19 protein-coding genes are annotated in these 22,138 nt (G+C 69.8%); all 19 read left to right on the forward strand.

The window, feature by feature from the left end:
* Positions 1-3 precede the first annotated feature (3 nt).
* The 19 genes from ABCR94_RS31730 (at position 4) to ABCR94_RS31820 (ending at position 22,101) form a co-directional block, all read left to right on the forward strand.
* Positions 4-1,509, forward strand: coding sequence for a hypothetical protein (locus ABCR94_RS31730; protein WP_347124112.1), 1,506 nt, complete (start codon positions 4-6; stop codon positions 1,507-1,509).
* 11 nt (positions 1,510-1,520) lie between these two features.
* Positions 1,521-3,044 carry a 4-hydroxyphenylacetate 3-hydroxylase N-terminal domain-containing protein gene (locus ABCR94_RS31735; protein ID WP_347124113.1) on the forward strand — a complete coding sequence of 508 codons (1,524 nt, stop codon included), beginning with the start codon at positions 1,521-1,523 and terminating at the stop codon, positions 3,042-3,044.
* Positions 3,041-6,055 carry a flavin reductase gene (locus ABCR94_RS31740; protein WP_347124115.1) on the forward strand — a complete coding sequence of 1,005 codons (3,015 nt, stop codon included), beginning with the start codon at positions 3,041-3,043 and terminating at the stop codon, positions 6,053-6,055. Before ABCR94_RS31735 ends, ABCR94_RS31740 begins: the two co-directional genes overlap by 4 nt.
* Positions 6,052-7,176 carry a phenylacetate--CoA ligase family protein gene (locus ABCR94_RS31745; RefSeq protein WP_347124117.1) on the forward strand — a complete coding sequence of 375 codons (1,125 nt, stop codon included), beginning with the start codon at positions 6,052-6,054 and terminating at the stop codon, positions 7,174-7,176. Before ABCR94_RS31740 ends, ABCR94_RS31745 begins: the two co-directional genes overlap by 4 nt.
* A 10-nt stretch (positions 7,177-7,186) precedes the next feature.
* Positions 7,187-8,119 (forward strand): carbon-nitrogen hydrolase family protein, encoded by a 933-nt coding sequence (locus ABCR94_RS31750; RefSeq protein WP_347124119.1) that lies wholly within the window; start codon positions 7,187-7,189, stop codon positions 8,117-8,119.
* Between the two features lie 2 nt (positions 8,120-8,121).
* Positions 8,122-8,943 (forward strand): carbon-nitrogen hydrolase family protein, encoded by an 822-nt coding sequence (locus ABCR94_RS31755; RefSeq protein WP_347124121.1) that lies wholly within the window; start codon positions 8,122-8,124, stop codon positions 8,941-8,943.
* A gap of 1 nt (position 8,944) precedes the next feature.
* Complete coding sequence (mfnA, locus tag ABCR94_RS31760; RefSeq protein ID WP_347124123.1) at positions 8,945-10,117, forward strand: tyrosine decarboxylase MfnA; 1,173 nt, start codon at positions 8,945-8,947, stop codon at positions 10,115-10,117.
* Positions 10,114-10,965: a carbon-nitrogen hydrolase family protein gene (locus ABCR94_RS31765; protein WP_347124125.1), complete on the forward strand. Its 852-nt coding sequence runs from the start codon at positions 10,114-10,116 to the stop codon at positions 10,963-10,965. The genes mfnA and ABCR94_RS31765 overlap by 4 nt, the downstream gene beginning before the upstream one ends.
* Complete coding sequence (locus ABCR94_RS31770) at positions 10,962-11,780, forward strand: ABC transporter permease (protein WP_347124126.1); 819 nt, start codon at positions 10,962-10,964, stop codon at positions 11,778-11,780. Before ABCR94_RS31765 ends, ABCR94_RS31770 begins: the two co-directional genes overlap by 4 nt.
* Positions 11,773-12,747 (forward strand): ABC transporter ATP-binding protein, encoded by a 975-nt coding sequence (locus tag ABCR94_RS31775; RefSeq protein ID WP_347124127.1) that lies wholly within the window; start codon positions 11,773-11,775, stop codon positions 12,745-12,747. The genes ABCR94_RS31770 and ABCR94_RS31775 overlap by 8 nt, the downstream gene beginning before the upstream one ends.
* Complete coding sequence (locus ABCR94_RS31780) at positions 12,744-14,117, forward strand: coproporphyrinogen-III oxidase family protein (protein WP_347124128.1); 1,374 nt, start codon at positions 12,744-12,746, stop codon at positions 14,115-14,117. Before ABCR94_RS31775 ends, ABCR94_RS31780 begins: the two co-directional genes overlap by 4 nt.
* Complete coding sequence (locus ABCR94_RS31785) at positions 14,107-14,811, forward strand: class I SAM-dependent methyltransferase (RefSeq protein ID WP_347124130.1); 705 nt, start codon at positions 14,107-14,109, stop codon at positions 14,809-14,811. Before ABCR94_RS31780 ends, ABCR94_RS31785 begins: the two co-directional genes overlap by 11 nt.
* Positions 14,811-15,710, forward strand: a complete 900-nt coding sequence (locus tag ABCR94_RS31790; protein ID WP_347124132.1) for a carbon-nitrogen hydrolase family protein — start codon at positions 14,811-14,813, stop codon at positions 15,708-15,710. Before ABCR94_RS31785 ends, ABCR94_RS31790 begins: the two co-directional genes overlap by 1 nt.
* 9 nt (positions 15,711-15,719) lie before the next feature.
* The gene (locus ABCR94_RS31795) at positions 15,720-17,216 is read left to right on the forward strand and encodes a B12-binding domain-containing radical SAM protein (protein WP_347124134.1); all 1,497 of its coding nucleotides are present in this window, start codon (positions 15,720-15,722) and stop codon (positions 17,214-17,216) included.
* Entirely contained in the window at positions 17,213-17,968 is a 756-nt protein-coding gene (locus ABCR94_RS31800; protein WP_347124136.1) for a DNA alkylation repair protein, read from the forward strand. The genes ABCR94_RS31795 and ABCR94_RS31800 overlap by 4 nt, the downstream gene beginning before the upstream one ends.
* Positions 17,965-19,002 carry a BtrH N-terminal domain-containing protein gene (locus ABCR94_RS31805; protein ID WP_347124137.1) on the forward strand — a complete coding sequence of 346 codons (1,038 nt, stop codon included), beginning with the start codon at positions 17,965-17,967 and terminating at the stop codon, positions 19,000-19,002. Before ABCR94_RS31800 ends, ABCR94_RS31805 begins: the two co-directional genes overlap by 4 nt.
* A 9-nt stretch (positions 19,003-19,011) precedes the next feature.
* Positions 19,012-19,404, forward strand: a complete 393-nt coding sequence (locus ABCR94_RS31810) for a pentapeptide repeat-containing protein (protein WP_347124138.1) — start codon at positions 19,012-19,014, stop codon at positions 19,402-19,404.
* A gap of 73 nt (positions 19,405-19,477) precedes the next feature.
* Positions 19,478-21,265: a carbamoyltransferase family protein gene (locus ABCR94_RS31815; protein WP_347124139.1), complete on the forward strand. Its 1,788-nt coding sequence runs from the start codon at positions 19,478-19,480 to the stop codon at positions 21,263-21,265.
* 215 nt (positions 21,266-21,480) lie between these two features.
* On the forward strand, positions 21,481-22,101 hold the full coding sequence (locus ABCR94_RS31820; RefSeq protein ID WP_347124141.1) for a GyrI-like domain-containing protein: 621 nt from the start codon (positions 21,481-21,483) through the stop codon (positions 22,099-22,101).
* Positions 22,102-22,138 lie beyond the last annotated feature (37 nt).

Genomic DNA, 22,138 nt, shown 5'->3' on the forward strand with positions numbered 1-22,138 from the left:
GCGATGACCACGCAGGAGTCCCACGCGTGTCCGGTGCCCACCCTCGGGGTGAGCTCCGGGACACCGGTCGGCTGCCCCGGAGCCGACCTGCCCAGGAACGAGCTGGGGGCCATCGCGCCCAGCTACGACGACCTCCACCGGATCGACTTGATCATGGCGGCGAAGGAGAAGTGCCCCACCGAACCGGGCTCGTACGAGTCCACCGTCCGCGCGGTGTTCCAGGCGGCCGAGGTGTGTCTGCTCAACCTGGCCCGGCTGACCGGCCGGGCCCAGGAGGCGGTCGAGGCCCGTGACTTCGCCACCGCCTCCCGCTTCGTCCAGTGGAGCATGGGCTTCCACCGGCTGCTGCGGAGCCTCGGCGCGGTGTGCCAGGAGACGCAGAGCCTCTGCGGGTCCACCGCGCGCCCCGGGGTGCGCGCGGTGGACGTGGCCGAGACGGCCGGGTACGAGGCCTACGTCGACGAACTGCGCGCCTTCGACGACGAGGTCCGGTGTTCGCTTCTCGTCAGCGACCCGCTCACCGTGCGGGCCACCATCGCGACCGCCGGCATCGACGACAACCTGTACCGGCTCCTGCACGGCATCCGGATCTGCAGCCACGACGCCACCAAGTGGGAGAGCGACCTCTCCGGGGTGCCGCTGCCCCTCGAAGGGGACCTGAACGAGATCCTGTCCACGGGGCTGCTCGCCGACGCCGTCGTCGCGACCGAACTCACCCCCGACACAATGCACGGTGAGTTCGTCGCCCTCCACCAGATCCCGGAGATCCTGACCGCGGAGTCGAACGACCACCTGGAGCTGGCGGTCCGCGACGTACGGTCGCACGCGCTCAGCCGCGCCGCGGCGCACCTGGCGGTCTGCGGCGCCGTCCTCGGCCCCGTCGTCGAGGCGCAGCGGATCATGGCGGAGCTGCTCGCCACCGGCGAGTACCACGGCTTCCGGGAGAACCTGGGCCCGGCCAGCGGCACCCACTCGCTGGCCATCAAGCAGCACATGTTCAAGGACCTCTTCAAGCACTTCTGGAACGACATCTCGAAGTGGCTGACCACGGACGGCGAGGGCACCCTCGAAGGCACCACCCGGGCCATCGACGCCGACCGGCACGCGGACTCCGAATCCTGGCTGCGTCATCAGGTGCTGCACCAGGCGTTCCGGCTCCACCACACGTACCAGGAGTGGCGGCACGAGCATCTGCACATGCCGCGCAACTGCCTGGGGAGCGGCGGGACCAAATCGATGATCGGCATCTCCGACGGGCCCCAGGCGGTCTACAAGATGCGGGACGCCGCCAACGCCCAGCACTCACTGAACGCGGTGCACAAGGCGCGGGGCGTCAAGTTGACCAGTTTCGTCGACCGCTCCCCGCTCACCGCCCTGCTGACCGATCCCGCCTCCGTGGACTCGGAGCTGATGCGCATCGTCGGTGAGGCGACCCGGGAGTACTTCCCCGAGGTCCAAGAGCAGAGCTACCAGCAGTTCACCACGGGTGCGCCCGAACGGACGCCGTAGGAAGGCCGGGAATGCCGACATCAGAATCCGAGACCGCCGCGACGACCGCGACCTCGGCGGGTGACACCCGTCGCCCGCCGGGCCCGGGGGCGCACGACGGCCGGCCGGGGCTGGGGGCGCACGACGGCGCCTCCTTCGTCGCCAGCCTGGCCGACGACCGCGAGCTGTGGGTGGAGGGCAAGCGGGTCGACGTGACCACGCACCCCGACTTCCGGCCGATGCTGCGCACCCTCGCGGGCCTGTACGACCGTCAGCGGTCACCCGAGCTGGTGCAGGAGATGACGTTCCGGTCCGACGTCAGCGGGCACCCGGTCAGCCTGTCCTACCTGGCTCCGGAGTCGCCCGAGGACCTGGACCGCAAGTGGCTCAACTCCCGGCACTGGGTGGAGGGTTCGCACGGCCAGATCTCGCGCGTCCCGGACTTCATGGCCAACGTGGTGGTAGGGCTCCACGACTTCCGTCACGCGCTGGCGGAGGTCGACCCCGCGTTCGCGGAGAACGCCGAGAAGTACTACCTGCACTGCCGCGAGAACGACCTCGTCCTGACCCACGGACTCGGCGACCCCCAAGTCGACCGGTCGGTCACGCCCACCCAGCGGCCCGAACTCGGCCTCCAGGTCGTGCACCGGGACGACAGCGGCATCGTCGTCCGCGGGGCCAAACAGATCGCCACCCTCGCGCCGTACGCGCACGACGTCCTCATCTATCTGTCGCCCGCCAACTACCTGCGTGAGGACTCGGCGTACGTGTGCTGGTTCGGCGCCCGTCTCGACACCCCCGGCCTGAAGATCCTCTGCCGCCGCTCGTACCACGGGCAGCCCCACACCCTGGGCTCCCGGTTCGACGAGCAGGACGCCATGCTCGTCTTCGATGACGCCTTCATCCCCCGTGACCGCGTCTTCCTGCTCGACGACGCGAACACCGCGGTCAAGGGCTTCCACGCGCTGAACCGCTGGTCCCTGTACACCGGGCAGATCCGGCTCCATCACCGGCTCCGGGTGATGCTCGGCGTCGCGTCCCTGCTCGCCAGGTCCATCGGAGTCGAAAAATTCCGCGAGGTCGGCGCCATGCTCGGTGAGCTGGCCTCCTACGTGTCGGTGGTCGACCTCGCCCTCAAGTCGATCACCCGGGACGTCACCCGGACCAAGAGCGGCCTGCTGGCTCCGGGGACGACCGCCGCCCTGGACTCCCTCGCCGGCCAGTTCTCGGAGCGGGCGTCGGCCATCGTCCGGCAGATCGGCGCCTCCGGGCTGATCATGCAGCCCGCCGAGGGTGATCTGGTCGCACCGGACCTGCGCAAGGCGCTTGACCTGTACATGGGTGGCCGTGACACGTCGGTCGAGGACAAGTCCCGGCTCTTCCGGCTGGCCGGCGATCTGGTCATCGACCGGTTCGGCATGCGGCAGGAGCTCTACGAGGCATGGAACCGCGGCGACCCCGCCCGGGTCCGCTCGGCTCTCTACAACACATTCGTCGATCTTCCGGGCTGCGAAGCCGCGGCACGCGTCCTGGCCGACCTGTTGGAGCACCCGTGAACCACGACAGCATCGTCCTCAAGGGCGTCACGACCCACAACCTCAAGTCGGTCGACGTGACGCTGCCCAAGGGGAAGTTCATCGTCGCGGCCGGGGTCTCCGGGTCCGGCAAGTCCTCGCTGATCATCGACACGCTGTTCGAGCACTCCAAGTCGATCTACCTCGGGGCGCTCTCCAGCAGGTCCCTCGACCTGGGCGACGGCGACTACCAGTTCGACCGTATCGCCGGGATCCAGCCGCCCGTCGCGCTGCGCCAGCGCGAGGGCGGCTACAGCAACCCGCGCTCGACCGTGGGGACGTTGACCGGGATCGACGGGCTCTATCGCATTCTGTTCGGAGCCGCGTCCCACCCGGTGTGTCCGGCCTGCTTCGGCCCGACCGGCGCCGACCTGCTCTGTCCCGACTGCGGCATCTACACCGAACCGCACTCCGCCCAGCACTTCAGCCCGAACCGGCGCGAAGGCAAGTGCCTGCGCTGCGACGGGGTCGGCGAGATGGTCGACTTCTCGCTCGACCGGATCATCCCCGACCCCTCCAGGACGCTGAAGGAGATCTGGGACGGCGCCGACTCCGGCACCTTCGCCGTGCCCAACTGCCGCAAGGTGTTCGAGGCCATGGCCGAGGACACCGGCATCCCGCTCGACCGCCCCTTCGCGCGGCTCACCGACGAGCAGCGCGAGCGGGTTCTCCACGGCAGCGACACCGTCTACTCCATCAAACTGAGCAAGGTCACCAACGACTTCAGGTTCGAGGGCATCCTCGGCTTCCTCGAACGGGCCTACCGCAACGCCAGCAGCCCCGCCCGGCGCAACGCCTTCTCGAACTACCTGGCCAGGGACGCCTGCCCGGCCTGTGACGGCGGCCGGCTGCGGACCGAGTCGCTGAAGGCCACCGTCGACGGACGCACCTTCCCGCAGTTCCAGCAGGACGAACTCTCCGCCTCGACCGAGCGGCTGCGGGACGCCCTGGCCGAGGGGCGGCTGCCGGGCCAGGTCCGGGAACTGGCCAAGGAGATCGTCAAGCAGTGCGCAAACATCGCGCAGGTCGGCCTCGGACACCTCCAGCTGCGGCGTCCCGTCGTCACCCTCTCGGGCGGCGAGTTGCAGCGGCTGCTGCTCGCCCAGCACCTGGCGAGCGACCTCACCGGTGTCATGTACGTCCTGGACGAACCCACGGCCGGCCTGCACGACGCGGAGACCGACAACATCATCGCCTCGCTGCGGCGCCTGCGTGACCTGGGCAACACCGTCATCGCCATCGAGCACGACGAGGCCGTGATCGCCGCCGCCGACTGGGTGGTCGAGCTCGGACCGGGCGCCGGTTCCCGCGGCGGCGAAGTGGTCTTCGAGGGCCCCGTCGCGGAGCTGCTGAAGCAGCCCGACTCCCCGACGGCCAAGGCCCTGCACTCCCGGCCCGCAGCCCGGGAGACGGCCGACCTGGGTGACGCCGAGTGGCTCGACGTCCGGTCCCTCACGCGCAACAACCTCCAGGACCAGTCGGTACGGCTGCCGCTGCGGGGACTCACCTGCATCACCGGGGTCTCAGGGGCAGGCAAGAGTTCCCTGGTCGCCGACCTCCACGACAAGGTCAAGGCCGGCCTGAAGGACGCGGGCGCGGCCGGCGACATCGACGGCATCAAGCACCTCGACGACGTGATCTACGTCGAGAAGCGCCCCATCGGCCGCTCCAGCCGCAGCACGCTGGCGACCTACATCGGGATCGGCGACCACATGCGCGATGCCTTCGCGGGCAGCGAGGAGGCCACCGAACGCAACCTCGGCCGGGCCGAGTTCAGCACCAACGTCGTCGGCGGCCGCTGCGAGGCGTGCAAGGGCCTCGGGCTGGCGGAGGTCGGCATGACCCTCTTCCGCAGCGAACACGTCGTATGCGCGGAGTGCGACGGACGACGCTTCCAGGCCCATGTGCTGGAGGTGCGGCTCGACGACCGCAACATCCACGACGTCCTGTCGATGACGGTCGAGGACGCCCTGCCCTGGTTCGACCGCCTCGGCCACGCCAAGGTGGTCAAGGCGCTGACCGTCCTCGACGAGTTCGGTCTCGGCTATCTGCCGCTCGGCTCCTCCACCACCACCCTCTCCGGGGGCGAGGCCCAGCGCCTCAACCTGGCCAGTGAGCTGAACAAACAGCGGCGCAGGGGCACGCTGTTCATCTTCGACGAGCCCACCCGGGGACTGCACCCGGCGGACACCCGTCACCTCCTGGCCCTCTTCGAACGCCTCATCGCCTCCGGCAACACCATCGTCGCCATCGAGCACAACCTGCGCGTCGTCGCCGTGGCCGACTGGGTCATCGACGTCGGCCCGGGCGCGGGCCGCGCCGGCGGAAAGGTCATCCACTGCGGGACACCGGCGGAGCTGCGCGCGTCCGAGGAGTCGACCACCGCGCTCCATCTGCGCCGGGCGCTGGAGGGGCCCACCGCGGCTGCGACCCCGGCCGGGCGGCAGGCCAGGTCCGATCCGCCGGCGAGCCCGCCGGCGGGGGTGAACGACGTGCTGCCGAGTGCGGTGGCCATCGTGACCGGCAGCGACGGCGACGCGGTGGACGGCGCGGCGGCACCGCGCGGTCTCACCGTCGCCTCGCTCACGGCGGTCTCCGAGGAACCCGGCCTCATCGGGTTCCTGGTGAAGGCGACGAGTTCCAGCTGGGCAAGCATCGCCTCGGGGCCGCACTTCTGCGTCAACATCCTCAGCGACGAGCAGTCGGACATCGCGCGGGTCTTCGCGCGGACCCGGCCCGATCTGCGCTTCGACGACGTGGCGTGGGTGGCGACGGCGAACGGATGCCCCCGTATCGAGGGCGCCTTCGGGTTCATCGAATGCCGGACAGCGGCCAGCTACCGGTTGGGCGACCACCTCCTCGTCCTCGGGAAGGTCCTGCGGACCGAGACCGACGACGACCGCCGGCCGCTGCGACACGACGGACTCGGCCGGGATTCCGGCTACGGCTGGACTCTGGCCGGCGAACCGGCCGAGGCGGGTGCTGCCACATGACACCCGTCACCGATCGGTTCGAGGCGTACTTCGACCAGTGGCTGCACACGCTGGAGGCCGACGCGCACCGCGGCCCGCCCGGCGGCACCGGCGCCCCGGCCGGCCCCGACGGGCTCCCGCGGCCCTCGGCGCCGGTGCGGTACGCCGAATGGGAGGGTCCCGACGGCGGCACCCACGCGGTCCGGATGAGCCGGCGGGAGTGGATGCTGAACCAGTTCGACACCGCCCTCGCCCTCGGCGACCTCCTCACCCCCGACGACGTGGTGGTCGTCGCCGCCCCCTACGAACTGTCCCTGGAGGGCGCGTCCGTCGAGCGGGCCGTCGAGTGGCTGGGCGCCTCGCTCATCAGCGTCGGGACCAGCAACACGATCTGCCCGGTCCCGCGCCTGCTCGACCTGATCCACCGGTATCGGGTGACGACGCTGGTGGGCCCGCCCCAGCTGGCCGCCGAACTCGCCGCACTCGACGAGGCGGCCGGACGGCGCCCCGCCGCGGCCGGCCTCACGACCCTCGTCGCGACCCGCCCGGCCGCGCCCGAGCGGCTGCGGCGCATCGCCGCCACCTGGGGCGCGTCGGCGACCGTCCTGTTCGGCACCCCCTCCCGGCCCGCCACGGCCACGCCCTGCCGGCTCGGCCGGCTCCACCTGGTGGTGGACCGCTTCGAGGCGCGTCTCCGGTCGACGGCTCCGGGCCGTATCGACCCCGGCGGGACCCGCGGCGAACTCGTGCTCGACGTCCGCCACCCCGACGCGCCCGCGCCGGTGCCGCAGCCGACCGGAGAGCTCGTCGAGCTGCCTCCACCGGGCTCGCGCTGCACCTGCGGCTCCGAGCGGCAGCTCGTCGTCCCGCTCGGACGGGTGGCCGACGCCGTCGCAACTCCGCAGGGACCGATCACCCAAGTGGACGTCGAGCACTGCCTGTTCGCGTCCCCGTACCCCCGGGGACAGGTCACGAGCCGACTCGAAGGCGACCATCTGGCGGTCGCCTGTGCCGTAGGGAGCGCCGGCGGGCGACATCTGCCGGCACTTCGGGAGCTGGTCCGGAGCCGGCTCGGCCCCGCGGTCGAGCTGACGCCATTCGAGGAAGACCGGAAGACCTGGCCGAAGGCGACACCCGTATGAGGAGAAGCTGATGAAGGTAGCGGTCGTACAGACGCGCTGGGCCGACGACCCGGCCGACGGACTGAAGAACGCCCACCTGGCCATCGAGGAGGCCACCGATTCCGGCGACGCCGACGTGATCTGCTTCCCGGAGTTCTTCCTCGGCCCGCCCTGGTACATGCCGGGCCAGAGCCACCTGCGGGGGCGCACCGACACGCGCATCCCCGGGCCGGTCATCGAGACGTTCCAGGAGCTGGCGCAGAGCAAGAGCACCAACATCGTGCTCGGGTCGGTCGTCGAGGAGCTGGACGACGGCAAGTACAGCAACACCTCGCTGTTCCTCGACCGGAACGGCGAGATCGCCGGGCGGGCCGCCAAGGCGCACGTGTTCGGCAACGAGATGGTGGTGTGCCGCCCCGCCGAGTCGCTCGGCATCATCGAGACGGACTTCGGCCGGATCGGACTCGCCGTCTGCTCCGACTTCTGGGTGCCCGAGGCCATCCGCGTCATGGCGTTGGCCGGGGTGCACACGGTGTTCGTACCTGGCGGGACCCTGCGCCAGAATCAGGCGCTCATGGTCAACGCCCTGCGCACCACCGCGTACCTCAACGGCGTCAATGTGGTGTACGCCAGCTCCGTCGGGCTGGTCGAGGGCCTCAGGGGCGACCGGGTGGTCCAGATCCACTTCGCGGGCACCAGCCTGGTGGTGTCGCCCGAGGGGGTGACGGCGCAGGCCGGCAGTGGCCGGCCGCAGATCCTCCACGCCGACCTGGACCCGCCGGAGCCGCACGGCGACGGCGAACGCTGGCTCGCCATGCGGCGCCCCGACGCCTACACCCCGCTGCTCGGGGCGTACGTGGGCATGCGCCGCGACCTCGCGGCCGAGTTGCGCGCCGACCTCGCCGAGAGCGACGCCGGCGGGCAGCCCGCCGACGCTCCCGCGACGACACCGGCGGGGGCATGAGGATGAGCCAGATCTTCGTCGCCCAGTACCGCCGTCGGGCCGACGCGCAGAGCACGTTGGACGCGGTGATGACTCACCTCGACGCCAAGGTCACCTCACGTGCCGGGTTCGTCGTACTCCCCGAGAACGCCCTCGCCGCCCCGGACACGGGTCCGCTGCCCGCCGCGCTGCGGGACCAGGCGCTGACCCGGCTGGCCGAACTGGCCCGGCAGCACGGCGCGCACGTCCTCACCGGCTCGTGGGCCGAGGAGAGTGCGTCCGGCACGGGGCTCGACCAGGTCGCCCACCTCCTGGACCCCGCAGGCGAGGTCCAGGTCGTCGTCCGGCGCCCCGTCGACGACCGGGGCCGTACCACCACCGGCGACGACTTCCCCGTCGTGGACACCGAGCACGGGCGGGTCGGGGTGCTGCTCGGCCCGGACTTCTGGCTGGTCGAGCCGCCTCGCATCCAGTGCCTCGCGGGGGCCGAACTCCTCCTCGTGGCCGGTTCCACCACCGGCGCATCCGCCGACAGCCAGCATGCCGCCGTCTGGGGCATCGCCACGCTCAACACCGTCGGTGTCGCCATGGCCAACGGGCTCGACCGGCCCTCGGCGGGCGGCTCGGGCATCGCGGTTCCCGACGGCTTCCTGGCCTGGGCCGGCACCCGGGAGTCCGTGGTCAGCGCCGCCTGGGACCCGGACCACATCCGTCATCTGCGCCAGCCGGATCTGCGCTTCCAGGAGACCCTGTGGTTCGGCCTGTGGGCCCGGCGGCCGGAACTGTACGAGAGCCTCGTCGGCGGGCAGCGGCCGTCCGGCGCCGCCGAAGGAACGGGGAGCTGACATGCGCCTCACCGGACTCCCCGAAACCGCGGTGCGCGAAGACATCGCCGCGGCTCTGGCCGAGGACATCCCCTGGCCCCGGGTGCTCAACTCCATCTGCACCGCCCCGCACCCGCTCGCCGTCGAGGCGGCTCACGCCGCGGCGCACACCAACCTCGGCGACGTACGGATCTTCCGCGGCACCAAGCGGATCGAGCGCAAGGTGGTGGCCCTGCTCCTGGAGCTGCTCGGCCGTCCGCAGGGGGCGGGCAGCCTGGTCTCCGGCGGCACGGAGGCCAACCTCCTCGCCGTGCTCGCCGCCCGCCAGGACGCCCGGGCTGCCGGCCGGCTGACCGAGCACCCGGAAGTCGTCGTCGGAAGCACCGTCCACTTCTCCTTCGACAAGATCTTCTCCGCCCTGGGGATCACCCCCGTCCGGGTCCCCGTCGACGACGGTCTGCGCCTCGCGCCCGAGTCCGTGGAGAAGGCGGTGAGCGAGCACACCATCGCGGTGGTCGCCACCGCCGGGAGCAGCGAACTGGGCGTGGTGGACCGGGTGGACGCCATTGCCGCCGTCCTGGAGCCGCACGGGGTGTGGCTGCACGTGGACGCGGCCACGGGCGGCTTCATCATCCCGTTCGCCCGTGAACTGGGGCTACCGCTGCCGCAGTTCGACTTCAGCCTCGACGGCGTCCGGTCGATCACCATCGACCCCCACAAGTACGGCCTGGCCAACGTTCCCGCCGGGGCGATCCTGTTCCGCGCCCAGGAGGCCTACCAGGCCGACTCGTTCTTCCTCGACACCCCCGCGCACACCACCCTCCTGGGCACCCGCCCCGGCAGCGCGGCGATGGCCACCTACGCCGTCCTGGAGCATCTCGGCCGGGAGGGGTTCGTCGACGTCACCCGCACCAACTTCGAGAACACCCGCTACCTGACCGGCCGGCTCGCCGAGGCCGGGTACGGCTTGCTCATCGAGCCCGAGCTGAACATCGTGGTCGCCCGCGTGCCCCACGCCGCCGAGGTGTCACGTCTCCTCGGCACCAGGGACTGGATCGTGTCCACCTCCAGGCGCTTCGATGATGCCGTCCGCATTGTCGTGGCCAGGCACGTCACCCGGGACGTGATCGACGAGTTCATCCCCGTCCTGGTCAGGGCCGACCAGGAGATCCGGGCGGAGGTGGCCGCGCGTTGAGCCTGTTCCGGGGTCAAGGACTCACCCTCGCCGCCGTCCAACTGCAGATCGACGCCGGCCGGCGCGAGGAGAACCAGGCCCGTGCGGCGGAGCTGCTCGCCGACGTCGCCCATCAGGGGGCCGATCTGGCCTGCCTGCCGGCGACGTTCGCCACCGGGCTGAACTTTCCGTCGATCCGCAAGGACGCGACCCCCCTCGACGGTCCCGTCATGGCCTTCCTCGCCGAGCAGGCGCGGACGCACGGGATGCACATCGTGGCCGGTGTGCTGCTGTCGGAGGGCCGGGAGATCTACGACGCCGCCGTCCTCGTCGACCCGGCCGGGGACCTGCTCGGTCTCTACCGCAGGGCCTCCCTGTGGGAGGGCGAGCGGGAGTACCTGTCGGCCGGGGAGCCGCTCGACGCCGTCGCGACCCCGCTCGGCCGGATCGGCCTGCAGGTCAGCTACGACCTGCGCTTCCCCGAGGCGAGCAGGCGGTTCCTCGGGCAGGACGTCGACGTCGTCGTGTGCGTCGCGAACCTGTTCACCGAGTTCTCCCACCACGTCAGATCCCTGGCGCGCGCCCGCGCCGCCGACAACCAGACCGCCCTGGTGCTGAGCAGCGGCTCCGGGGAGAACCGGTTCGTCGGCATGTCGTACCTGGGCCGGAGCTGCATCGTCGACGGACTGGTCCAGGGCACCGACGCGGACGACGCCGACGTGCTCGCCGAGGTTCCGGCCCGCAGCCGCGAGGGAGTCGCGATCGCCACCGTGTACCCCCGCAGGCGGAGGAAGACCAGCGACGGGCTCCCGTTCCGTGCGGACACCGCGACGACCTGGCGCACCTCGTACATCTGGGAGGGACGATGACGGCGCCGACGTACAAGCGCGGGGGCGCGCACGAGCCCCCGGAACGGGACCGGTTCCGGCTGTCGGATTGGCTGGTCGACGTGTTCCGGCTGGTGGTCATGGACCTCCGCCAGTTCTTCGACAACAAGCTGTACTCCGTCTCCACCTTCCTCACCTCGGTTTCGATGGTGCTGGCCTTCGGCGCGGCCACGGACCAGATGGCCAGTCCCGCCGCGGGCGCGGCCAACTTCTTCGCGTTCGTGTTCCCCGGCATCCTCGCCGCGGGCATCATGTTCAGCTGCACCTACACCGTCGGCTACACGATCATCGTGGACCGGAACCGGCGCACGATCGAGGACCTGATCCTCTCGCCGCTGTCGTACTCGGGATTCCTCGTGGCGCGGTTCGTCGGAGTGATCCTGAAGTGCCTGTTCCAGTTCGCCGCGGTGCTGGTGCTCGGCATCGTGGTGTTCGACGCCGCCGTCGAGTCCGTGCCGCTCGCGACCCTCGCCTTCGTCACCGGGTGCCTGGCGTTCGCCGGGCTCGGCGTCGTCGTGGCCACCTTCTCGACCGAGATCTCGTTCCCCGCGGTGGTCAACATCATCGTCATCCCGCTCATGTACTTCGCCGGCGTCTTCTTCCCCCTCCAGAACCTGGGGTGGGTCGGCGACGTCATGGAACGGCTCCCGCTGTCGGTCAACGTGGAGCTGTTCAGGGCGGCCACGGGCCAGGGGCCTTCGGCGTCGGGGGAGGCCCTCGCCCTGGCCGTCGGCTACGCCGTCGTGGCGGTGGTCGTGTCGGCCTACGCGTTCAGGCGGAGGATCGGCCGTGGCTGACGCACCCGAGGACAGGACGCCGGTACTCCAGGTCTCCGGCCTGGACTACCGAGTCAGCCCGGAGTTCGCCCTGCGGGGCATCTCCTTCGAGGTCGAGGCCGGGGAGGGCGTCGCGATCATCGGCTCGAACGGCGCCGGGAAGACCACCGTCATCCGACTCGTCGCCGGGCTGCTCAAGCCCCGGGCCGGAACGGTGACCGTATGCGGCATCGATGCCCGGCGCTGGGGCCGGGTCAGCCGCCACATCGGCTACGTCCAGCAGTCGAAGGAGCTCCCCGACGGGGTGACGGTCGAGGCCTACGTCCGCTACCAGCTCCGCCTGCACCGGGCCGATCCGGGCCGGCTGCCCGAACTCCTGGCCCTGGCCGGCCTGGAGAGCATCGCGGGCCAGTACGTACGGACCCTGTCGGGAGGCAGCCAGCGCAAGCTCCACATCATCACCGCGGTCGCGCACCGCCCCGACCTGCTGATCCTCGACGAACCCACCGCGGGCCTCGACCCCGGCGCACAGCAGACGCTGCTGCGGCTGGTGGCCGACCTGAAGAAGGACGGGGTCGGCGTGCTCTTTGCGAGCCACCACCGGCACGAACTCGACGCCCTGGCCGACTCGGTGGTCGTCCTGCACACAGGACGGCAGGCCGAGGGCACCTCGCTGGCCGACATCGCCCGTACGGCGGGCAACCCGCGGCTCGTCCTCGAAACCCATCCGGACGCCGATCCCGGGCCGCTCCAGGCGTGGTCCGAGACGCTGGCCGCGCGCCACGGCGGGGTCCGGGCGGTCCACTCCACACGCTCCGGCGCGGACGTCGAACTGGTCGAGGGCGAGCACCCCCGGGCGCTTGGGGAGATCGTCACTCTCGCTCACGCCGACGGCATCGGACTCCGCGCCGTCTCCTACCACCAGGCCACGCTCGCGGACATCGTCCGCACCATCGCCCGGCACATCGGATTGGAGAAATCCCCATGAGTATCACCACGACCAGCATGCCGTTCTGGAAGGAATACCCGGAACGGGACAGCGAGTGGGTCCGGCAGTACCCCACCAAGCACGTCGCGGTCACCGAGAGCGAGGTGTTCACTCCCCGGCAGATGGGCCTGTACATGCACATCCCGTTCTGCAACCGGCTGTGCTTCAGCTGCCCGTACATCAAGTTCCAGACCGAGCGCGACCTGACCCTGGCCTACCTCGACGCGCTGAAGGCGGAGATCACCAACTACGCCAACCGGCCGTACATCCAGGACCATGTGATCACGCTCGGGTACATCGGCGGCGGCACGCCCACCTCGCTGACCGCGCAGCAGCTCGACGACCTGCTCGGGCACATGCACGACAGCTTCGACGTCGCCCCCGACGCGGACTTCTCCATCGAGACCACCCCGATCGACATCACCGAACGCAAGGCGAAGGTGCTGCTCGAACGCGGGGTCCGCCGCATCAGCCTCGGTGTGCAGACGTTCGTCGAGGAGGAGCTGAAGAACATCGGGCGGCCCAGCGACCCGGAGATGCTCAAGGCCAGCATCCGCCTGCTGCAGTCGGCCGGCTACGAGAACATCAACATCGACCTCATGCACGGCATCAACGGGCAGACGATGGAGGGTTGGGAGCACAGCCTCGACGTGGCCATCGAACTCGGTGTCACGTGCGTGTCGTTCTACACGTACATGGAGTTCGCCCAGGTCTCCACCAAGCGCCGCAAGCTGCCGCCCGTCCCGGACCGCGAAGTGGTCGACGAGATGTTCTTCTTCGCCGCCGAGAAGCTCACCCAGAACGGCTTCCTGGGCTACTACGGCGACTGCTTCGCCAAGCCCGGCTGCCAGCCCAAGTACGGCGAGACGTCCTGGAGCGACGACGTCCCCATCATCCCGCTCGGGCCCACCGCCACCGGTCACCTGCGCGATCACTGGTACTTCAACGAACCCGACCTCGGGAAGTACGTCCAGACCGTCCGGGAGGGACGCCTGCCCATCTCGATGGGGCGGCACATCCCCAAGGACGAAGCCATCCGCAGGACGATGGTGCTCGGCATCAAGTCGGGCCGGCTCAACCGCGAACGCTTCATGCGGGTGCACGGCGTGAACTTCCTGGAGATGTTCGCCGACGAGATCGCCGACCTCGTCGAGAAGGGACTCGTCACGGTCGACGGCGACGGCATAGAGGTGACCGGCCCCAAAGGCTGGTACTACCTGGACAACATCTCCAAGGCCTTCTACTCGCCCGAGTTCCGCCGCTACCCGCAGCACCTGGGGGCCGACATCACCGGCTTCATCTCCCCGCAGCGCGCGCTCCCGCTCGAAATCGTCAACGCCGGTCCCCAGGGTGGCTGCCATGACCACTGAGACGCCACTGCTCGACCTCGCCGAGCGGGTCCCGCTGGACCGGCCGTACGGCGACATCGAGGCCGTCCGGGCCTACGACCTCGGCATGCGCCGCTCGGCCCTGATGGCGTACAAGCGCCCCTCCGAGCGCATCATGGCCGCGCACCGCGAGGGCATGACCGACTTCGTCGACCTCGGGTTCAACACCGGGCTGCTTTCCCTGCACGTCTCCGGCCGACTGCCCGACGTCGCCGTGTCGGGGGTCGAGGAGTTCGGCAACCTCGTGGACGTCGCGGAGGACAACCTGACGCTCTGCGTCTGGGCGAACACGGCCGGCGACGTCGAGTTCGAGCAGTCCAAGCTCAGCCGGCTGCCGTTCCCCGACGACTCCGCGGACATCGTCTACTCGTTCTCGTCGCTGCACCGCTGGCGCCGGCCCGTGGAGACCCTCAAGGAGGCCGCGCGCATCTGCAAGCCCGACGGGACGGTCCTCATCGAGGACGTGAACCGGCTGGCCGAGGAGGGCCACATCACGTTCATCCTCCAGTTCGTGAAGGAGGGCGGTGAGCAGTTCATGCGCTCACTCAAGGCCGCGTACTCGCCGGAGCAGGCCCGGGACCTGCTGCGCGAGGCCGGGCTCGACGACTGGCACGTCGTCGAGGAGGACCTGGGCCTGGTGATCTCCAACCGTCCCGTCACCCCGGTGAGTATGTGATGGGCCGCCCCACCAGGATCGCGGTGGTTCAGATGGAGTCCAAGCTCGGGCGGGAACCGGCCAACCTGCGGCGCGCCGAACGCCTCGTCAGGCAGGCCGCCGCGCAGGGGGCGCACCTCGTCTGCCTTCCGGAGGCGTTCCTCACCTCGGGCAACATACTGGAGGTCGCCGACGTCGCGGTGACCATCCCCGGCGACGCCACCGACCGGTTGTGCCGCCTCGCCGCCGAGGAGGGGGTCCACATCGTCGCGGGCCTCCTGGAGCGCGGCGACGACGGCGCGTACTACAGCACCTCGGTCCTGGTCGACAGCTCCGGCGCACTCCGCGGCACCTACCGCCGGGTCCACCGCCACGAGCTGGAGAGCCGCTACCTGGCCGGCGGCACCGCGTACCCCACGTTCGATCTCGACATCGGACGGATCGGTCTCATGCAGGGTTACGACGTGAACTTCCCCGAGGTCTCCCGGGAGTACCTGCGCCGCGGAGTGGACATCGTCGTCTGCTCCGCGCTGGTGCCGGACATGTTCACGTACGTCGTCGACATGCGGCTGCCGGTGCGGGCCGTCGACGGGGAGTGCGTGCTCGCGTTCGCCTCCGGCATCGGCAACAACCTCTACGCCGGCTTCGGCTACATGGGGCGCAGCCAGATCCTGGCCGACCCGCTCTTCCTGGAGTCGGAGCGCTTCGACTTCGAGGACGGGGACGAGCGCATGCTGGTTCTCGGGGAGGGCGAGGGAACGGGGGTCGTGGAGATCGACCTTGACCGGATGCGCCGCTACCGGGAGAAGGCGACGCTCCGCCACGACCTCAAGCCCGGCACGTACTGGCAGCCCGATCCCGATTCCGATCCCGACGCCACCACCGCACCTGGCCCAGCCACGGTGTCCAGCCAGACGTAGGAGCATCCGATGCGTGTCCTGCTGATCTCCACGAACAAGATCCGGGTACCCCGGCCCGCTCTGCCGATCGGGATGGCCTACATCGGCGCCGCCATCAAGAAGGCGGGCCACCAGGTCGACGTCCTGGACCTGCTGTGGGAGTCACGCGAGCTCAAGGCCGTTCGCGAGCAACTGACCTCCACCACCTACGACGTGGTGGGGATCGCTGTCCGCAACCTCGACAACCTCACCTTCGTCGACCCGGTCTTCTTCGGCCCCCTCACCGAGAAGATCGTGCAGTGCGTCCGCAAGTACACCAGCGCCACCGTCGTGCTCGGCGGCTCCGGCTTCTCCGTCGAACCCATGGCGTTCTTCGAGTACACCCAGCCGGACTACGGCATCGCCGGCGAGGGCGAGGTCGGCATGGCGCAGCTGCTGCAGTACCTGGAGATCGGCGGATCGCTCGACGACATCTCCGGGCTCTGCTACGTCGACGGCGAGGGGAACTTCGTCCACAACCCGCCCAACACCGGGTTCGACCTGGGCGCGCTGGTGCCCGACCGGGCCCTGTACGACCCCCGGTACTTCGAGGAAGGGGTGTCGGCCGCGTCCGACCTCACCCGGGACACCCAGCCCGCCATCGAGACCCTCCAGACCAAGCGGGGCTGCAAGCTCTACTGCTCCTACTGCATCATCCGGAAGACCGAGGGCAAGGGGAACCGCTTCAAGGACCCGGCGGCGGTGGTCGATGAAATCAAACGGGCGATGTTCGAGAACCCCGAGGTCAAGGAGTTCGAGATCGTCGACGCCACCTTCAACTTCCCGCTCGACTACGCGGCGTCCGTGTGCAACGAGATGGTGAAGGCCAAGCTCGACGTCCCCTGGTACTGCCAGCTGACGCCCAACGCGGTCACCCCGGAGTTCGTCGAACTGCTCGCCGCCGCCGGCTGCATCCGGGTCGACCTCGGCACCGACGCGTTCACCGACCAGGCGCTCGCCGACCTGCTCAAGGGCTTCGACCTCGCCCGGGTCATCGAGATCGACCGCCTGTTCACGGCCAGCAGCATCGAGCACACCCACTGCGTCTTTCTGGGCGGCCCGGGCGAGACGTCCGCTGCGCTGCGGGAGTCCATCGCCTTCACCGAGCGGTACCTCAACCCCGCCCAGATCTACGCCAACCTCGGCATCCGCATCCTCAGCGGCACCAAGCTGCTGAAGCAGGCGGTGAAGGCCGGGATCATGGAGGAGGGCCAGGGCACCTTCGTCCCCGCCTACTACGTCGAGCCCGAGATCCTGCACGACCCGGACACCCTCGACTTCGTCCGCAACGCCTATCTGAGCCACCGGAACTGGTACCTGTGGTGGGGGCTGCGCGGCCAGACCCTGCCCGAGCGCGCCCAGTACTCGGCCGACACGGTCGCCGAGATGGAGCGCGAGTACGCGTACGTGATGGCCGACAAGCCCCGGCTGCGGCCCGCGCGGCCGAAGGCGAAGCCGGTGACCCTCACACTCGGGACGTCCGTATGAACCACGAGGCCGCGGCCACCGAGCTGCGGGAACTGCTCGCCCACCACGCGGACCCCACGTTCGCCGACTCCATGCAGCGCTACTTCCGCACCCCGGTCCCGGCGCTCGGGGTGGGCAATCGCGCCGTAGCCGTCCTGGCGTACCGCTGGGTGGGCGAGCATCCGGACCTCTCACCCGCGGACCGGCTGGCGATCGCCGACAGGCTCGTCGAGCAGTCGAAGTACCACGAGGAGACGCTCGCGGGGTTCGCGCTCCTGCACCGGATCGCCAGACGACAGCTGGGTGGGGAACTCTTCGACCGGGCCCGCACCTGGCTCGACCTTCATGTGACCAACTGGGCCCAGTGCGACGACCTGTGCCTCAAGCTGCTCTACCCCTACTTCCTCGGTGCCCTCGACGAGATCCCCCGTACCCGGGAGTGGCTCGACGGCGGCCTGTGGGCCAGGCGGGCGGCCAACGTGGCGGTGGTCAAGTTCGTGCGCCGGCGCGTGGGCAAGGAGGTTTACGAACTCCCGACCACTCATGTGTTCGGCAACTGCACGGCGCTGATGTCCGACGAGGAGTTCTACGTCCAGAAGGGCGTCGGCTGGCTGCTCAAGGTCACCGCACGGGAGCATCCGGACGCCGTCAAGGAGTACCTGACGACGTGGCACCCACGAATGAGGCGCGACACGTTCCGGTACGCGCTCGAAGGGATGGGCGCCGACGACCGGCGCGCTCTCATGGCTCTCGGCGGAGGTGCGCGCACATGAGCGACAGCAACGGCTACGTGCACCGGGCCGGCATCCACAGCGAGAGCGCGTGCCAGTGCAACGTCCTGGCGGCACTCGGGCACGACATCGACGAGCACGTCGTCTTCGGCCTGGACGGCGGCTTCGGCTTCTCGTACTTCCCCACCCGGGGCAACACGCCCGACATCATCGTCGGGAAACAAGTGATCATGCCGCTCCGGGCGGCCCGGCTCCTCGGCGTCGAGGTCCACGCGCACACCCCGAGGTCCACCTCGGGTCTGGCCGCGATCCTCGACACCGTGCCGGCCGCCATGACGCGGGTCGACATCGGCCTCCTGCCGTACTGGGGCCTGGAGGGCCGGGTTTCGTTCGGCGGGTACTTCGTCAACGTCGTCCGTGCCACCGGACAGGGCGAGTTCGAGATCTCCGACCCGGCTTACGACAGCACGATGCTGGTTCGCGCCGATGACCTCAACGCGGCCCGCGCCAGCCGGAACTCGCCGCCGCTGAACCCCAACTGGCGTATCTACACCTTCGGTTCGCCGCGCAACTCGCCCCGGCTCGACCTGGTGGCGCCGGTCGCGGTGCGCACCCTGAGCCGGGAGGTGCTGAAACCGGGCAGCCGGAGCCTGGGCATCCCCGCGATGAAGGTCCTGGTGACGACCGCCCCTTCCTGGCCGGCGAGCAAGCGCGGTGAGGTGGAGGACGTCGACCTCCAGGGCCGCGTCATCACCACGAGCGCGCTGGCGCGCCAACTCCTGCACCTGGGACGGCAGATCGAGTCCTTCGGCACCGGGGGCGGGCTGTTCCGCCCCATGATCGCGCGCTTCCTCACCACCGTCTCGGAGCACTGCGACAACCCCCACTACTCCGAAGCGGCCGACCTCTTCGAACAGAGCGCGGAGCACTGGACCGGGCTCGGGAAGGCGCTGCTGGCGCGGAGCGCCTGCGCCGACGACGCCGAGCTGGTGGGGCTCGTCGACGCGGTCGTCACCTCGGTGCGCGCGTCCATGGATCTCGAGAAGCGGGCCCTGGCCGGCCTGACGGCCGTCTAGGAGGAGGGCATGGACGTGGATGAAGCGGTCCTGCGGCAGGGGCCCACGGAGTGGAACCAGTACGTACGGCGCCGGAAGGCCGAGGGCCGCCGCGCGGATCTCCGTGACGCGAGCCTGTCGGGCGCCGACCTGAGCGGGACCGACCTCTCGTACGCCGATCTGCGCGGGGCGGTGCTCACCGGGTCGTACCTGATGTCCGCCGATCTGCGCGGCGCGGATCTCGACGGCGCCGACCTGAGCGAGGCGTACCTGATCCTGGCGGATCTGGTGAACTCCCGTCTCGTCGGCGCCACTTTGGAGGGCGCCGACCTCAGCGGAGCGGACCTCACGGGAGCGTGTCTCGATCCGTCGTTCGCGCGGTCGCAGGTCATCTCCGACTACCTCACCATCTGGCCGGAATAGGACCTGTCCCGTACGCGCCCGTCCGCTACCTCGACCCCTCCGACCCGGCCCGTCAACAGGCAAGGAGTTCCCCATGATCGTCCTGGGCTACAACGGATTCGGCAAAGCCGCGGAGCTCTTCGCGCGGCTCTACCGGGCCACCGGCATCGACCGCCACCTGCTGTTCGGCCACGACTCCGCGGCAGCCCTGATCGTCGACGGTACGCTGGTGGCGGCGGTGGAGGAGGAACGGCTCAACCGGGAGAAGAAGACCTCGAAGTTCCCGTCCAACGCTCTGAGCTGGTGTCTGGAATCGGGCGGCATCGCGCTCGACGACGTCGACGTGGTCGCCTTCTCGTGGCAGTTCTCCGACGACGTCATGGACAAGATGATCGCCGAGATCACCGAGGACGCAGCGGCGAGCCCGGCGGAGAAGTTCTCCCGGCTCGGCCGCCTCGCCGAGACCTACGCGGCCCTGTTCAGCCAGGAGGCGATCCTGGCCGACTTCCTCGAACACACCGGCCATCATCTCGACCCGCAGAAGCTCATGCCGGTACCGCACCATCTCGCGCACCTCATGACCGGCTACCACCTGGCCGGTGGTCATGACGCCGCGTTCTTGGTCAGCGACGGCCGCGCCGAGTGGCTGTCGGCGATCACGGGCGAGGTGCGGGACGGCGAGATACGGATCTTCGACGACATGAGCGTCGACTCGCGGCACTCCCTGGCCATGCTCTTCTCGGTGGTGACCCGCTACCTCGGCTTCGTACCGAACAACGACGAGTACAAGGTCATGGCGCTGGCCGGCTACGCGCCGCCCCCGGCGACGAACCCCTTTCTCGACCACGTGGTCACCACGCTGCCCGACGGCACCTACGAGATCCCCTTCCCCGCGAGCGCCGTCCCCGCCTACTACGCACTGTTCGACCGCATGTTCGACGGTGGTCCCGGCCGACGCGAGGACTTCGACTTCCGCGTGCGCGTCGCCGGCGCCGCCCAACAGATGATCGAGATGCTTACGGCCGCGCAACTGGGCATGCTGGAGCGCCGGAGCGAGCTGCCCCGGCTGATCTTCGAGGGCGGCCTCGCCCTGAACTGCGTGAACAACACCAAGCTCCTGAACGGCTCCCGCTTCACCGACATGGACGTCAGCTTCGGCGCCTCCGACGTCGGGGTGGCGCTGGGCGCCGCCCTGTACGCCGCCCGACAGGCGGGTGACGAACCCCGCACGGGCAAGTCCCCCTATCTCGGGCCGGAGTTCGACCGCGAGGACATCCTGGCCGCCCTCGACAAGTTCTCGCAGCAGGTCGAGTGGCGCGAGGTCGAACCCGGTCAGGTGCCCGCCGAGACCGCCGCGCTGCTTCAGGACGAAAACGTCATCGGCTGGTTCCAGGGGCGGATGGAGTACGGGCCGCGTGCGCTCGGCAACCGCAGCATCCTCGCCAACCCCCGCTTCCCCGGCATGAAGGAGCTGATCAACGAACGGATCAAGCAGCGCGAGCAGTTCCGGCCCTTCGCACCCGTCGTCCTGGAAGAACTCGCCGCCCAGGTCTTCGAGACCGGCAAGAAGAACTCCTCGCCCTACATGACGTTCGTCTTCCCCGTGCGCCCCGTGTACCAGGACCTCATCCAGGGCGCCTGCCACGTGGACGCCACGGCCCGCATCCAGACGGTCACCGACGAGAGCAACCCGCTCCTCGCGGAACTGCTGCGCCGGTTCAACGAACTGACCGGGGTGCCTTGCCTGATCAACACGTCCTTCAACGTCGCCGGCGAGCCGATCGTCTGCTCGCCCGTGGACGCGCTGACCTGCTTCCTGAACACGGAGATGGACCACTTGGTTCTCGGAAACTTCCTCGTGCGGCGCGCCACGGATTCGTGACGGCCCGTACGCCCTGCCCGTACGGATTGCCCGTACGGATTTTCGAACGCGCCCTCATCGGGGCGGACCTGTGCGCACGGCCGTCGTACGGGAGGGGTGCGTGACATCCTGAGGATTCCCCTACGGTGGGTGGCCGAGCCTCCTTCGTCGGTGCGATCGACGGCTCGGCCCCATGCCCACCGCCGTCCGGCCCCTCCCGGGAGCGAGTCCTCTCCATGCAGAACTACGACGTGAAGAAGGACCTGCGGGACCTCTTCACCGCGAAGAAGAGTTTCGAGGTCATCGACGTGCCCGCCATGAACTTCCTCATGGCGGACGGCGAGGGCAGTCCGAACACATCGCAGCTCTACCGGGACATCGTCCAGGCGCTGTACGCCACCGCCTACGCCGTCCGCGCCCGCGCCATCGACGAACTCGGCAGAAAGCACACCGTCGGCCCGCTCGAAGGCCTCTGGTGGTCCGACGACCTGCGCGCCTTCACCTCACGCGACGAGGACTCCTGGCAGTGGCGCCTCATGATCGTCCAACCCGCCTGGATCACCCGCGACCTCTTCGAGGCCGGACTCAAGCAAGCCGTCGACAAGAAGGACCCCGCCGCCGCCGACCGCGTCCGTTTCGACGAATTCCACGAAGGCCCATCCGTCCAGGTCCTCCACATCGGCCCCTACAACGAAGAGGCCCCCACCATCGCCCGCATGCACGACGACTACATGCCCCACCACAGCCTCAAACCCCGCGGCAGCCACCACGAGATCTACCTCTCCGACGCCCGCCGCACAGCCCCCGCCCGCCTCCGCACCATCCTCCGCCAACCGGTCGAACCCACCGGCGCGTGAGGAAGCCCCGGCCGTCCGCCTCGGGGGAAGCGGACGG

This window comes from Streptomyces changchenzhani (genome assembly GCF_039766235.1).
GTDB lineage: Bacteria > Actinomycetota > Actinomycetes > Streptomycetales > Streptomycetaceae > Streptomyces.